The sequence below is a fragment of the Streptomyces sp. KL116D genome (assembly GCF_030766975.1).
Classification (GTDB): domain Bacteria; phylum Actinomycetota; class Actinomycetes; order Streptomycetales; family Streptomycetaceae; genus Streptomyces; species Streptomyces longispororuber_A.
Genome location: NZ_JASERH010000039.1, coordinates 1 through 13,018, shown reverse-complemented (window position 1 = coordinate 13,018; position 13,018 = coordinate 1). Strand labels below are relative to the sequence as shown.

At 72.6% G+C, this 13,018-nt stretch carries 15 protein-coding genes and 1 pseudogene; 10 read left to right on the top strand and 6 right to left on the bottom strand.

Going from position 1 to position 13,018, the window contains the following annotated elements:
- Positions 1-101: 101 nt before the first annotated feature.
- Positions 102-362 carry a UBP-type zinc finger domain-containing protein gene (locus RBJ77_RS15575; protein ID WP_372345573.1) on the bottom strand — a complete coding sequence of 87 codons (261 nt, stop codon included), beginning with the start codon at positions 360-362 and terminating at the stop codon, positions 102-104.
- Positions 363-413: 51 nt separating this feature from the next.
- Here RBJ77_RS15575 and RBJ77_RS15570 point away from each other — a divergent pair, with 51 nt between their 5' ends.
- Positions 414-2,012 carry a Na+/H+ antiporter gene (locus tag RBJ77_RS15570; RefSeq protein ID WP_372345572.1) on the top strand — a complete coding sequence of 533 codons (1,599 nt, stop codon included), beginning with the start codon at positions 414-416 and terminating at the stop codon, positions 2,010-2,012.
- Here RBJ77_RS15570 and RBJ77_RS15565 read toward each other — a convergent pair.
- The 3 genes from RBJ77_RS15565 to RBJ77_RS15555 form a co-directional block, all read right to left on the bottom strand.
- Positions 1,991-2,932 carry a 1-aminocyclopropane-1-carboxylate deaminase/D-cysteine desulfhydrase gene (locus RBJ77_RS15565; RefSeq protein ID WP_372345571.1) on the bottom strand — a complete coding sequence of 314 codons (942 nt, stop codon included), beginning with the start codon at positions 2,930-2,932 and terminating at the stop codon, positions 1,991-1,993. The two genes, RBJ77_RS15570 and RBJ77_RS15565, sit on opposite strands and share 22 nt — an antisense overlap.
- Positions 2,933-3,132: 200 nt before the next feature.
- Positions 3,133-3,723: an N-acetylmuramoyl-L-alanine amidase gene (locus tag RBJ77_RS15560; protein ID WP_372345570.1), complete on the bottom strand. Its 591-nt coding sequence runs from the start codon at positions 3,721-3,723 to the stop codon at positions 3,133-3,135.
- A 141-nt stretch (positions 3,724-3,864) separates the two neighbouring features.
- Positions 3,865-4,098, bottom strand: a complete 234-nt coding sequence (locus RBJ77_RS15555) for a hypothetical protein (protein ID WP_372345569.1) — start codon at positions 4,096-4,098, stop codon at positions 3,865-3,867.
- A 219-nt stretch (positions 4,099-4,317) separates the two neighbouring features.
- Here RBJ77_RS15555 and RBJ77_RS15550 point away from each other — a divergent pair, with 219 nt between their 5' ends.
- The 3 genes from RBJ77_RS15550 to RBJ77_RS15540 all read left to right on the top strand — a co-directional run bounded on the left by RBJ77_RS15550 (position 4,318) and on the right by RBJ77_RS15540 (position 7,751).
- Entirely contained in the window at positions 4,318-5,724 is a 1,407-nt protein-coding gene (locus RBJ77_RS15550; protein WP_372345568.1) for a family 2B encapsulin nanocompartment shell protein, read from the top strand.
- A gap of 111 nt (positions 5,725-5,835) precedes the next feature.
- Positions 5,836-6,966, top strand: coding sequence for a family 2 encapsulin nanocompartment cargo protein polyprenyl transferase (locus RBJ77_RS15545; RefSeq protein WP_372345567.1), 1,131 nt, complete (start codon positions 5,836-5,838; stop codon positions 6,964-6,966).
- Positions 6,967-7,121: 155 nt separating this feature from the next.
- Positions 7,122-7,751, top strand: a complete 630-nt coding sequence (locus RBJ77_RS15540; RefSeq protein WP_372345612.1) for a GNAT family N-acetyltransferase — start codon at positions 7,122-7,124, stop codon at positions 7,749-7,751.
- Positions 7,752-7,794: 43 nt separating this feature from the next.
- Here the strand turns inward: RBJ77_RS15540 and RBJ77_RS15535 are convergent, their stop codons facing one another.
- Positions 7,795-8,391 (bottom strand): TetR/AcrR family transcriptional regulator, encoded by a 597-nt coding sequence (locus RBJ77_RS15535; RefSeq protein ID WP_372345566.1) that lies wholly within the window; start codon positions 8,389-8,391, stop codon positions 7,795-7,797.
- Positions 8,392-8,563: 172 nt separating this feature from the next.
- Here RBJ77_RS15535 and RBJ77_RS15530 point away from each other — a divergent pair, with 172 nt between their 5' ends.
- The 6 genes and pseudogenes from RBJ77_RS15530 to RBJ77_RS15505 all read left to right on the top strand — a co-directional run bounded on the left by RBJ77_RS15530 (position 8,564) and on the right by RBJ77_RS15505 (position 12,827).
- Positions 8,564-9,151 (top strand): dihydrofolate reductase family protein, encoded by a 588-nt coding sequence (locus RBJ77_RS15530; protein WP_372345565.1) that lies wholly within the window; start codon positions 8,564-8,566, stop codon positions 9,149-9,151.
- Positions 9,152-9,325: 174 nt separating this feature from the next.
- Positions 9,326-9,742 (top strand): YciI family protein, encoded by a 417-nt coding sequence (locus RBJ77_RS15525; RefSeq protein WP_255971958.1) that lies wholly within the window; start codon positions 9,326-9,328, stop codon positions 9,740-9,742.
- Positions 9,736-10,986: an RNA polymerase sigma factor gene (locus RBJ77_RS15520; RefSeq protein ID WP_372345564.1), complete on the top strand. Its 1,251-nt coding sequence runs from the start codon at positions 9,736-9,738 to the stop codon at positions 10,984-10,986. The genes RBJ77_RS15525 and RBJ77_RS15520 overlap by 7 nt, the downstream gene beginning before the upstream one ends.
- Before the next feature lie 9 nt (positions 10,987-10,995).
- Positions 10,996-11,322: pseudogene (locus tag RBJ77_RS15515) on the top strand (DUF952 domain-containing protein); the annotation flags it as partial.
- Between the two features lie 24 nt (positions 11,323-11,346).
- Positions 11,347-11,895 (top strand): sugar O-acetyltransferase, encoded by a 549-nt coding sequence (locus RBJ77_RS15510; RefSeq protein WP_372345611.1) that lies wholly within the window; start codon positions 11,347-11,349, stop codon positions 11,893-11,895.
- Positions 11,892-12,827 carry a hypothetical protein gene (locus RBJ77_RS15505; protein ID WP_372345563.1) on the top strand — a complete coding sequence of 312 codons (936 nt, stop codon included), beginning with the start codon at positions 11,892-11,894 and terminating at the stop codon, positions 12,825-12,827. The genes RBJ77_RS15510 and RBJ77_RS15505 overlap by 4 nt, the downstream gene beginning before the upstream one ends.
- A gap of 4 nt (positions 12,828-12,831) precedes the next feature.
- Here the strand turns inward: RBJ77_RS15505 and RBJ77_RS15500 are convergent.
- On the bottom strand, positions 12,832-13,018 hold a 187-nt coding region (locus RBJ77_RS15500), incomplete at its 5' end, for an EamA family transporter (RefSeq protein ID WP_372345562.1).

Sequence of the window (13,018 nt, the reverse complement as noted above, 5' to 3'; positions counted from 1 at the left end):
TGGCTAGAGGGCGGGCGGACCCAATTGGAAACGGCGAGCGCCGGGATGACGTACCCAAGCGCTCACCGATCGAACCCCGACGCGCCCGCGCAACGTCCGGATCAGACGAGAGCCATGTCGACAAAGCACCAACGCCAGCTCTCACCAGGCTCGAAGGTGCGCATCACGGGATGACCGGTCGCCTTGAAGTGCTCGGTCGCGTGCTGGAACGGGGAGGAGTCGCAGCAGCCGACGTGGCCGCAGACGAGACACAGCCGCAGTTGCACAGGGTGACTGCCGACGGCCAGACACTCGAGGCAGGTCTCGCTCAGAGGGGCGGGCTCGGGGCTCGGCAGCGCGTCGACGTGCGGGCACTCGTTCATGATGGCCAGGTTACGACGGGCGCTGCGGACACGTAGGGCGGAAGGCGGGTCATGGACGTATTGCCACTGGTGGGGCTGGTCGCGGCGAGTGCCGCGGTGGCGGGGGCGGCGCGCAGGACACCGGTGCCGGCGCCGCTCCTCCTCGTCGCGGTCGGATTGGTGGCCTCCTATGTGCCGGGTGTCCCCGAGTACACCCTCGACCCGCACGTCGTGCTGCCGCTGATCCTGCCGCCGTTGCTGCACACGGCCGCCCTGGAGAGTTCCTACCTGGACCTGCGGGCGAACCTCAGGCCCGTGGCGCTCCTGTCGGTGGGCTACGTCCTGTTCGCCACGGTGGCGGTCGGCTGGCTCGTGTACGAGCTGATCCCCGACCTGCCGCTGACCGCCGCGCTCGTCCTGGGCGCGGTGATCGCGCCGCCGGACGCGGTGGCGGCCACGGCGATCGCCCGGCGGGTGGGACTGCCGTCCAGGATCACCACCATCCTCCAGGGCGAGTCCCTCGTGAACGACGCGACGGCGATCACCGCCTACAAGGTGGCGCTCGCCGCCGCCGTGGGGGAGGGGGCCAGCTGGGCGGGCGGCATCAAGGAGTTCCTGGTCGCGGCCGTCGGCGGGGTCGGCGTGGGGCTGTTGCTGATGGTGCCGCTGCACTGGCTGCGCACCCACCTGAAGGAGGCGATCCTGCAGAACACGCTCTCCCTGCTGATCCCCTTCGTCGCGTACGCCGCCGCCGAACAAGTAGGCGCCTCCGGAGTGCTCGCCGTGGTGACCGTCGCCCTGTACCTGGGGCACCGCTCCTGGCAGGTCGACTTCGAGACGCGCCTCCAGGAGGCCGCGGTGTGGAAGGTCGTCGCGTTCATCCTGGAGTCGTCGGTCTTCGCGCTCATCGGGCTCCAGCTGCGCTTCGTCCTCACGGGGCTGGGTGAGTACAGCGTGGGGCAGGCCGTCTGGTACGCGGTCGCCGTGTTCTTCCTCGTGGTCGTGATCCGGTTCGTGTGGTCGTACCCGGCGACCTACTTGCCGTGGTGGCTGCTGCCGCGGGTGCGCGAGCGCGAGGACGACGTGGACTGGCGCAAACCGCTCATCGTGAGCTGGGCCGGGATGCGCGGAGTGGTGTCGCTGGCCATCGCCTTCTCGATCCCGCTGGTCACGGACGACGGTGAGGCGTTCCCCGGACGGAACCTGGTGCTGTTCCTGACCTTCACGACCGTCATCGGCACCCTCGTCGTGCAGGGCCTCACGCTGCCGCCGCTCATCAGGCTGCTCAAGCTGCCCGGCCGCGACGCGCAGGCCGAGACGCTGGCCGAGGCGCAGGCGCAGAGCGTCGCCTCCACGGCCGCGGAGGAGCGGGTGGAGGAGCTGATGCGGGACCGGCGCAACTGCCTGCCACAGCCCCTCCAGGACCGTCTGCACACCGTTCTGGAGCGCCGCCGCAACTCCGTGTGGGAGCGGCTCGGCCAGCCCAACCCGGTGACCGGTGAGTCCGCGGACGACACCTACCGGCGGCTCGCGCGGGAGGCGATCGCCGCCGAGCGCGAGGTCTTCGTGCGGATGCGGGACGAGCGGCGGATCGACGACGAGATGATGCGGACGCTGCTGCGCAAGCTGGACCTGGAGGAGGCCGCCGCCTACCGGGAGGTCGACGACTGAGCGTCCCCGTCGGGCGCTCCGGTGATCACGGCCGCGACGGTGGTGCCGTGCGCGAACCTGCCCTCCTGCGCGAGGGCGACCAGCGCGTACAGCATTTTGGCGACATAGAGACGCTCCACCGGGAGGCCGTGACGGAGCTCGAAGTCGTCGGCGAACTCGGCGAGTTCGGCGGGCACGCGCGCGTAGCCGCCGAAATGGAAACCGTCCGCCGTCCGCCAGGCGCCGCGCGGGCCGCCGAAGGCCGCCTCCTGGAGGGCGCGGATCTCGGCCGGCAGGAAGCCGCCCTTGAGCACGGGGACACCCAGGGCCCGCTGCTCGGGGGCGAGGCCCGCCGCGAGTCCCGCGAGGGTGCCGCCGGTGCCGCAGGCGACGGCGACGACGTCCGCGTGGCCGCGCAGCTCGCGCCCCAGTTCCGTGCAGCCCCGCACGGCGAGGGAGTTGCTGCCGCCTTCGGGGACCGGGTAGGCGTCGACGGCGTCGGCCGCCCGCAGGAGGGCGGCCAGGACGGCGGGGTCGTCCTTGTGCCGATACGTCGACCTGTCGACGAAGTGCAGCCGCATGCCGTCGGCCGCGCAGCGGGACAGGGAGGGATTGAGCGGGCGGTCGGCGAGCTCCTGGCCGCGCACGATGCCGATGGTGGGCACGTCAAGGAGGCGGCCCGCGGCGGCCGTGGCCCGCAGGTGGTTCGAGTACGCGCCGCCGAACGTGACGATCGCGCGGCCGTCCGCCGCGTCCAGGTTCGGGGCGAGCTTGCGCCACTTGTTGCCGATCAGATCCGGGTGGATCAGGTCGTCCCGCTTGAGCAGGACGCGGACGCCGTGGCGGGCGAAGCGGTCGTCGTCGAGCGCGACGAGGGGCGACGGCAGGCGGGGCGACAGGCCGGAGGCGGTCGGACGGGGCACCCGGCCATTGTCGGACATGTGTCCGGGTGCCCGCCGTGACCGACCCGCTCGGAGCCCCGGCCCCGCACCGCCGCCGGTCCCTCCCGCGTCCTGCCGTGAGCCGCGTCCCGCTTGAGCCGGGCCCTGCTCGAACCGCGTCCTGCTTGAGCCGGGCCCTGCTCGAACCGCGTCCTGCTTGAGCCGCGCCCTACTTGAGCGGGCCCAGCTCGAACCGCGTCCTACTTGAGCCGCTCCCGGATGCGCTCGCGCATCGCGGTCATCGTGAAGCCCTTGGGGTCGATCTTGCCGGGCTGCCACTCCAGGTGGCCGATGACCGAGCGCTCCGTCCAGCCGTGATGGCGGCAGAGCGCGGCGGCCGCCTTCTCGATGGCCTCCAGCTGCGCGGCCGGCCACGGGTCCTCGCCGTCGCCGAGGTTCTCGCACTCGAAGCCGTAGAAGTGACGGTTCCCGTCCGTGTTCGCCTCGTTGTCGTGCGGGAGCGCCTTCTCCGCGATCACCGCGCGCAGCACGTCGTCGTCGCCGAGCCCCGCGTGGTTCGCCCTGCCGTACCCGACCAGGTGCACCCGGCCGTCCTTGGTGATGACGCCGTGGCACAGCGGGCCCGGCAGGTCCGGGTGGCCGTCCCGGCAGATGCGGACGGTGCCCTCGCTGCCCGAGGTGACGGTGTGGTGGATCATCACGCCGTGCAGCGGACCCCAGGCCCCCTTGTGGTTGCGATTGTGATGCTGCCAGTCGCCGACTTCGACCACGGTCAGACCCTCGTCCCTGAGGGCGTCGATGAAACTGCTCGCGGACATGGGTGGGGCCATGGCCGGCTCCTTCGTGCGGCGCGACGGCCACCGGTCGTGGCTCGTCTCGTACCGCTGCTTGTACCCGGAACGGCCAGGCAGGGACTACTCGTTCGGATTCCGTGCGAGCCGTTCCGGACACCGGTCGACCGGCCCCGGGGGTCAGCCGCGCAGGAACGCGTCCCCGTTCGTCGCGATATGCGCCTCCAGTGCCCGCAGCGCGCTCTGCGTGGCCTCGGGGCTGCCGCCGCCCGAGCGCTCCGCGTAGTACGCGGCGCCCAGCTTCTTCAGCAGGTCGCTGCCCGCGCGCTGGGCCTGCACGTCGTCCAGCTTCTGCTTGCCCTGCGTCAGCCCGCGCTGCGCCTGCTCCTTGGCCCGGTCCAGAAAGCCCGCCATGGTGGTCACCTCTTCTGTCGTCCGCCGTTTCCCGATCAACGCATGCCGGGATCTTCGAGTTCCGAAACCCGCCCCCCACCCCTCGAACCGGGTGCGAAAAGTGCCGCCCAATGCCCGGTCCCACGAGATCCATTCCCGCTCATTTGTGTAATGGCGCGCGTACGTTCCGTGCTGGAAGGCTGGTCTCCGCAGGTCAGTTCATGATCGGGAGGGCATTCCATGTCGGTAGGCGAAGAGGTCCGCGCGGAGCAGTCGGGGCAGCAGAAGAGCCTCGGCACATCCGCCGCGCGGAATCTGGCCACCACCACCAAGTCCGCGCCGCAGATGCAGGAGATCAGCTCCCGCTGGCTGCTGCGCACCCTGCCCTGGGTGAACGTGCAGGGCGGCACCTATCGCGTGAACCGGCGGCTGAGTTACTCGGTCGGCGACGGGCGGATCACGTTCGTGAAGACGGGGGACGAGGTCCGGGTCATCCCGGCGGAGCTCGGTGAGCTGCCCGCCCTGCGGGACTTCGAGGACCCGGACGTCCTCGGCGAGCTGGCGCAGCGGTGCACCCAGCGGGAGTTCGCGGCCGGCGAGGTCATCGCCTCGTTCGGCAGCCAGGCGGACGAGGTGTTCCTGCTCGCGCACGGCCGCGTGGAGAAGATCGGCACCGGGCCGTACGGGGACGACGCGGTGCTCGGGGTGCTCGCCGACGGCGCGTACTTCGGCGACCAGGCGCTGCTCGACCCGGAGACCATCTGGGAGTACACGGCACGCGCCGTCACCGCGTGCACCGTGCTCGCGCTGCCGCGCCGCGACCTGGAGCAGGTCGCCGAGCGCGCCGACTCCCTGCGCGACCACCTCCAGCAGTTGCGCGCGGTCCCGGAGCAGCGGGCGAACAAGTACGGGGAGAAGGAGATCGACCTCTCCGCGGGCCACGTCGGGGAAGCGGTGCTGCCCGGCACCTTCGTCGACTACGAGTCGGCGCCGCGCGAGTACGAGCTGAGCGTCGCGCAGACCGTGCTGCGCATCCACACGCGCGTGGCCGACCTGTACAACCAGCCGATGAACCAGACGGAGCACCAGCTCCGGCTCACCGTCGAGGCGTTGAAGGAGCGCCAGGAGTACGAGCTCGTCAACAACCGGGAGTTCGGACTGCTCAACAACTGCGAGTACGACCAGCGTCTGCAGCCGCACGACGGCGCGCCCAGCCCGGACGACATGGACGAACTGCTCAGCAGGCGCCGCGGCTCCAAGCTGTTCCTGGCCCACCCGAAGGCGATCGCGGCGTTCGGCCGTGAGTGCAACAAGCGGGGGCTGGTCCCCGAGAGCATCGACGTCGGCGGGAACCGGATCCCGACCTGGCGCGGTGTGCCGATCTACCCGTGCTCCAAGATCCCGATCTCGGAGGCGCGCACCACGTCCATCATCTGCATGCGTACCGGAGAGGAGGACCAGGGCGTCATCGGTCTGCGGCAGTCCGGCATCCCGGACGAGATCGAGCCGAGCCTGTCGGTGCGGTTCATGGGCATCAGCGAGCAGGCGATCATCTCGTACCTGGTGACCACGTACTACTCGGCGGCCGTCCTGGTGCCGGACGCGCTCGGCGTCCTGGAGAACGTCGAGATCGGCCGCTGGCGGTGACGAGCCGCTCCCGGCACGCCGTGTCCCCGCCCACCCGGGCGGGTACACCCAAGGGGTACGCGCCCAGCAGCAGCGGAACGGCCACCGTCCGCACCCTCCCGGGGTGAGTCCATGACGCAGACGACGGAGACGCGAGTGGCGGCAGTGCCTGCCGGGTCGAGCGGGGCGGGGCACTGGCCCGAAGGGCCGGAGGCCGTCGGGCGCGACGCGCAGGAGGCGCAGGAGGCGGCGGTGATCCTGGCCCAGGCCAGGGCCTCGGTCGACCCCGAGCTGCGGCGGGCCGTCGAGGCCCTTCCGGGGTCCGTACGCCGCGTCGCCCTGTACCACTTCGGCTGGGAGCATGCGGACGGGACACCGGCGGCCGGGCATGCGGGGAAGGCCGTCAGGCCCGCCCTGGTGCTGGCCGCGGCGCGGGCTCTCGGCGCGGGCTCCGAGCGTGCGGTGAGGGCGGCTGCCGCCGTGGAGCTGACGCACAACTTCACGCTGCTGCACGACGACGTGATGGACCGGGACGCCACCCGGCGGCACCGCCCGACCGCGTGGACCGTCTTCGGGGACGCCGACGCGATCCTCGCCGGTGACGCCCTCCAGGCGCAGGCCCAGTTGCTGCTCGCCGAGGACCCGCACCGGGCGGCGCCGGCCGCGGCGGCCCGGCTCGCTTCCTGTGTCGTTGAGTTGTGTGCCGGTCAGTCCACCGACGTCGCCCTGGAGCGGCGCGACCCGGCGGCGGTGACGCTGGAGGAGACGCTGGCCATGGCGGAGGCGAAGACCGGGGCGCTGCTCGGCTGCGCGTGCGCGATCGGCGGGCTGTACGCGGGGGCGGACGAGGAGGAGGTCGCGGCGCTCGACGCGTTCGGGCGGGCGGCCGGGCTCGCCTTCCAGCTGATCGACGACGTGATCGGGATATGGGGCGACCCGGCCCGTACCGGCAAGCCGGCGGGCGCGGACCTGGCCGTGCGCAAGAAGTCCCTGCCGGTCGTCGCGGCCCTGGCCGAGGGCGGGTTGGCGGGCGGTGACCTGGCCGCCTTGTACGGGCCGCCGCCCCCGAGGAAGGAGTCCGAGGCCGAACTGGAGGCGATCGTGCGGGCGGTCGAGCGGGCCGGTGGCCGGGACTGGGCGCAGACGCAGGCGGCGGACCAGATGTCCCGGGCGATGTACCACCTCCAGCGGGCGGTGCCGGTGCCCGAGGCGGCGGACGGCCTGCTCGCCCTCGCGGAGTTCGTGACGCGGCGGGGCTGCTGAGCGGCGCCGCCCCGGACCGAGCCGCCCCGTGGCTCATGCCCCGTACCCCGTACCCCGCGCCTCGCAGTGCGGGGCCCGTGCCCACCTGTTCCAGAGATCGCTTAGGCTGCCAACGACCATACGGAGCAGGCAGGTTGGGCAGGGGGCGGTTCGGCGTGGGTGTGCGGGTCCGGCGGGCACAGGAGAGCGACCGGGACCTCGTCGTGCGGCTGCTCGACGAATCGTTCAGGGACGACCCGGTCAGCAACTGGGTGTTCCCCGGCGAGGAGCACCGGCTGGCCCGGCACGCGGGTCTCATGGGGGTGTTCACCGACGTGACGCTCGCCGAGGGGTACATCGACCTCGCGGAGGACGGTTCGGCCGTCGCGCTGTGGATGGACATGCCGGACGCGCCGCACGACGGGGCGGGCGACGGGGGCCGCGAGGGCGGCGGCGACCAGGACGACGTGCCCGCCCAGGTGCGCGCCGCGGTCGACCCCGACAACGAGCGGGTCGAGCAGATAGCCCGCTGGACCACCGAGATCCACCCCGAGGGCCGCGCGCACGTCTACCTGTGGATGATCGGTGTCGCACCGGGACGGCAGGGCGAAGGGCTCGGCACCGCGCTGATGGCGCCGGTTCTGGAGCGCTGCGACCGCGAGGGGTTGCCCGCCTATCTGGAGGCCAGCAACCCGCGCAGCCGCGCCCTGTACGAGCGCCTCGGCTTCGTCTTCACCGGCACCGCGCTCGACCTGCCGGACGGCCCTTCGATGTGGCCCATGTGGCGGGAGCCGCAAGCCGGTTGACCAGCGGCGCGGCGGGCCGGACGGGTAGGCCGGGCGCGGAGCGTCAGGCGCCGCCGTCGGGCACGATCCGCTCCACGAGCCGTTCCACGACACCGTCCGGCACGCTCACGCCGGGGATCGCGTCGTCCAGCATCCCCGGCATCGTCAGGTGTTCCAGGATGAGCCCGAGCATGCCCAGGTAGAGCAGGGTGATCTCCTCCGCGCCGCCGGGCAGTCCGGCCTGCGCGTTGAACGCGATGCCCTCGTCGAGGTCAGCGCGGAGCGACGTCATCAGGGACGCCCGCAGCTCGGGCCGGCGGCCCGCCTCCAGGCGCAGTTCCATCATGGCCAGGAACCCGGTGCGGTCCCGCTGCGCGCGCCCCATCAGGTCGTGCATGAACGCGACGACGAGGGCCCGGTCCCTGGGCCGCTCCAGGAGCCGTTCGACGGCCTTCGGGTCGGGGGCGAGCCGCTGGTGCAGCCAGCCGTCGATCTGGTGGATGAGGTCGTCGCGGCTGCTGAAGTAGTTCGACGACGTGCCGGTCGGCACGCCCGCCGCCGCGTCCACCGCCCGGAAGGTCAGCCCCCGCGCGCCCTCGGCCGCCAGCACCTCGACCGCCGCGTCCACGAGAGCCGCCCTGCGCTCCGCGTTCCTCGCCATGACACTCCTCCTATTCCGGCACCGGGGCCGACACCGACGTCCCCGTCGACTCCGGCTCCGGCGGCCCGTTTCCAGGAAACCTCTTGCAACCACTACACATGGAGCACTATAACTGAAGTGGTTCGAGCGCCGGGGGTGCTCGACGACCAGTCGCCTACGAAAAGAGACCAGCTTGCGCAAGCTCACGTACTTCGTCGCCGTGTCCATCGACGGCTTCATCGGGGACGAGTCCGGTGACGGCAACATGTTCATGTCGTACGTGGACGAGGAGTTCCTCGCGTTCCTCACGAGCGAGTACCCCGACACCATCTCGGTGGAGGGCCGCAAGATCCTCGGCCTCGAAGGGGTCGAGAACAAGAAGTTCGACAGTGTCGTCCAGGGCCGCGGCAGCTACCAGGTGGGGCTCGACCTCGGCATCACCAGCCCGTACGGGCACCTGCGCGAGTTCGTCGCCACGCGCAGCCTCACCGAGTCCCCCGATCCGAACGTCGAGCTGGTCCGCGACGACGTCGTCGGCCGGATCCGCGAGCTCAAGGCGGAGGACGGCGACAGGGACATCTGGCTGTGCGGCGGCGCGCAGCTGGCCGGACTGCTCGCGGACGAGATCGACGAGCTGGTGCTCAAGACCTATCCGGTGATCCTCGGCGCCGGCCTGCCGATGTTCGGCGGCCGCACGTCCGGCCTGGACGCGTTCGACCTGGTGGAGAACCGCACCTTCGGGAACGGCGTGATCGTCCGCCGGTACACCCGGAAGCGGTAGTCCTTCGCTGCCACACTGGAGCCGGGGCAGCCGCTGGAGCCGGGGGAGCCCCGTGGAGAAATTCCCGGAGAAATTCTTCGGCGCGGTGTCGAGAACGTGTCGACGGCTCCGACGTCCCAGGTGAAGCAGCCGCCGGCACCGCGCGGGCGGCCCGCACCGAAGGAGCGCAGAACCATGAAGTACTTGGTGATGATCCAGGGCACGCAGGCGGACTACGAGGCCATGAGCGGCAAGGGCGGCAAGGACAGCCCGGCCTGGGGCGAGAAGGACCTGCAGGCGATGTACGCCTTCATGGGCGCGCTCAACAACGACCTCGCGGAGTCCGGCGAGATGGTCGACGGCCAGGGCCTCGGCGAGCCCGCGCAGGCCCGCACGGTCGGCCTCGGCGCGGACGGACGGCCGGTGGTCACCGACGGTCCCTACGGAGAGACCAAGGAACTCCTCGCCGGCTACTGGGTGCTGGACTGCCCGAGCCTGGAGCGAGTGACCGAGATCGCGGAGCGCATCCTCCAGTGCCCGCAGCCCGAGGGCGCGCCCGTCTACCCCGTCGTGATCCGGCAGATCATGGAAGGCGGCGGCGACGTGTGCTGAGCCCGCCGTACGTCGTCGAGGACCTGCTGCGCCGCCATGCGCCGCAGGTCCTCGGCGCGCTCGTGCGCCGGTACGGGCACTTCGACGCGGCCGAGGACGCCGTGCAGGAGGCGCTGCTCGCCGCCGCCCGGCAGTGGCCCGACACGGGCGTCCCGGAGAATCCGCGCGGCTGGCTGATCAGGGTCGCCGCCCGCCGCCTCACCGACGCGCTGCGCGCCGAGCGGGCGCGGCGGCTGCGCGAGGAGGCGGAGGCGGCGCTGCTGCCGCGCGACGCGTTCACCGCCCCGCCGCCGGACGCTCCCCGCGCACCCGCCGCGGACGACACCCTCACGCTCCTCCACCTGTGCTGCCACCCGGACCTGAGCCCGCCGTCCCAGGTGGCGCTCACCCTCAGGGCCGTCGGCGGTCTGACGACGGCCGAGATCGCCCGCGCGTACCTCGTGCCGGAGGCCACCCTGGCGCAGCGCATCAGCCGCGCCAAACGACAGCTCCGCGGCGTGGGGTTCCAGCGGCCGGAGGGGTGGCGGGAGCGGCTGCCCGCCGTCCTCCAGGTGCTGTACCTGATCTTCAACGAGGGGTACACGGCGACGTCGGGCGCCGAGCTGCGCCGCGCCGACCTCGCGGCGGAGGCGATCCGGCTGACCCGCGCCGTGCACGCCCTGCTGCCCGACGACAGCGAGGTCGGCGGGCTGCTCGCCCTGATGCTGCTCACCGACGCCCGGCGCGCCGCCCGCACCGACGCCGCGGGCGAACTCGTCCGCCTCGACGAGCAGGACCGCACCCGCTGGGACCGGGCGGCCGTCGCCGAGGGGATCGCGCTCGTCGAGCGGGTGCTGCCGCGCGGCCCCGTCGGGCCCTATCAACTCCAGGCCGCCATCGCCGCGTTGCACGACGAGGCGGAGCGCGCCGAGGACACCGACTGGCCGCAGATCCTCGCCCTCTACGACCTCCTCGTACGGATCGCGCCCGCGGGGGAGCCGATGGCCGCGCTCGGCCGGGCCGTCGCCGTCGCCATGGTGCACGGGCCCGAGGCCGGGCTCGCCGAGGCGGACGAGCTGACCGACGCGCTCGGCGGCCACCACCGGCTCGCCGCCGTCCGCGCGCACCTCCTGGAACTCGCCGGGGACACCGACGCGGCGCGCGCCGCCTACCAGGAGGCCGCCACCGGGACGCTCAGCCGGCCCGAACAGCGCTATCTGCGGATACGGGCGGCCCGCCTCACCCCCGGCCCGGCCGGCTCATAGATTGGGCGCATGACCGAACTCCTGCACATCACCGAGCGCGCCCTGTGGGAGAGCGCCCAGGCCGCCGGTACGTACGAGATGTCGACCCGCGGCAGGACCCTCCAGGAGGAGGGGTTCATCCACTGCTCGTTCCCGCACCAGCTGCGGGGCGTCGCGGAGATGCTGTACGGGACGGATCCCGCGCCCGGCGAGCTGGTGGTCCTGGTCATCGACCGGGACCGGCTCGACGTGCCGGTGCGGGTCGAGGAGGTCGCGCCCGGCGGTCCCCGGTTCCCGCACCTCTACGGGCCGTTGGCGGTGGCCGCGGTGACCGACGTGCGCGCGTGGCCGCGCCCGGAACCCCGTAGCCAGAAGGAGCGGATGCTCGCCGGTGACCTCTACCTCGCCGACGACCCCGAACTGGAGGCGGACGCGCTGCGCGCCGCCGGGCTCGGCGAGCGCTACAACGCGAGCAGCGTCACCGATCTGCCCGCCCGGCAGGCCCTGCTGCGCGAACTGCTCGGCGAGGTCGGCGAGGGCGTCGTCGTGCGGCCGCCGCTCTCCGTCGACTACGGCCGGTACATCAGCATCGGCGCGCGCACCTTCGTGAACTGCGGTGCGGTGATGCTGGACGTGGCGCCCATCCGGATCGGCGACGACGTGCAGATCGGGCCGAACGTGCAGCTGCTGACCCCGACGCACCCGGTCGACCCCGAACCGCGCCGCGCCAAGTGGGAGGCCGCGAAGCCCATCACGATCGGCGACAACGTGTGGCTGGGCGGCGGCGTCATCGTCTGCCCCGGCGTCACCATCGGCGCGAACACCGTGGTCGGCGCGGGCGCCGTCGTCACCCGCGACCTGCCGGCCGACGTGGTGGCCGTGGGCAATCCGGCGCGTGTGGTGCGCAAGATCGGGGAGGCGGGGGAGTGAGACGCGCGGTGGTGCTCGTCGCCCTGGCGGTGGCCGCACTCGTGGGCTGCGGCGGGGCGGGGACGCCGGACACGGTGGACGGCGTCCCGGTCCTGCGGGACGAGGGGAAGCTGCCCGAACTCCCGCTGGAGCGCTATGAGTTCGACGGGTCGGACGACAAGGCGTACGACCGGTTCGACCGCGCGAAGAGCCTGCTCGCGCAGCGGTGCATGGTGCGGCTCGGCTTCACCGACTTCCCGCGCGACCCCAAGTGGCCGAGCATGGGGAACACCTCCCACGGCGCGCTGGTCGCCGTGAGCACCGGCCCCGTCGGCCTGCTCGACCTGGACACCGCGCGGCACTGGGGCTACGGCTGGAATCCGCGGAGGAAGGACACCGGACTCCGGGAACCCGCGGGACGGGAGATGACCTACGAGGAGTCCGCCGCCTATTCCGCATCGAGTTCCGAGGACGTCCACCGCACCGCGCACGGCCACGAGGTGCCGCGCGGCGGCTGCTCCGGGGAGGCGGACCGGCGCGTCCTGCGCGGCGTCCAGGATCTCCGCCGCATGTGGACGTACGTGGCCGAGCGCGATGCCGCCGTCGACAAGCGGGCCGCGAAGGACGCGCAGCTGCGGCGCGCCCTGAAGACCTGGTCGGACTGTGTCGTGGACCGCGGGTTCAAGCGGTACGCCGACCCGGCGGCGGCCTTCTCCGACAAGGCGTGGCGGCGCGGCGACGACGGCAACTCCCGGCGCACGGAACGGGAGTTGGGCACGGCGACCGCGGACGTCGAGTGCAAGCGGGAACACAACACGGCCGGGGTGTGGGTGTCCGTCGCCGACCGGCTGCAGCGCCAGGAGCTGGCCCGGCACCGCAGCACGTTCGAGGCGGTCCGCCGCGACCGCGACCGGGTCCTCGACAACGTACGGAAGGTGCTGGAGTCGGCCTGAGCGCTCAGCCGGCGGTCAGCAGCACCGTCGCGGCGGCCGCCGCCACGAGCCCCACCGCCTGCGTGCGCGTCACCCGCTCGCGCAGGACGAGGAGGCCCAGCAGCACCGGGACCACCGGGTAGAGGGAGGCCAGCACCACGGCCACCGCCAGGAGCTGGCTGCGCGTGGCCAGCAGGTAGCAGGCCAGGCCG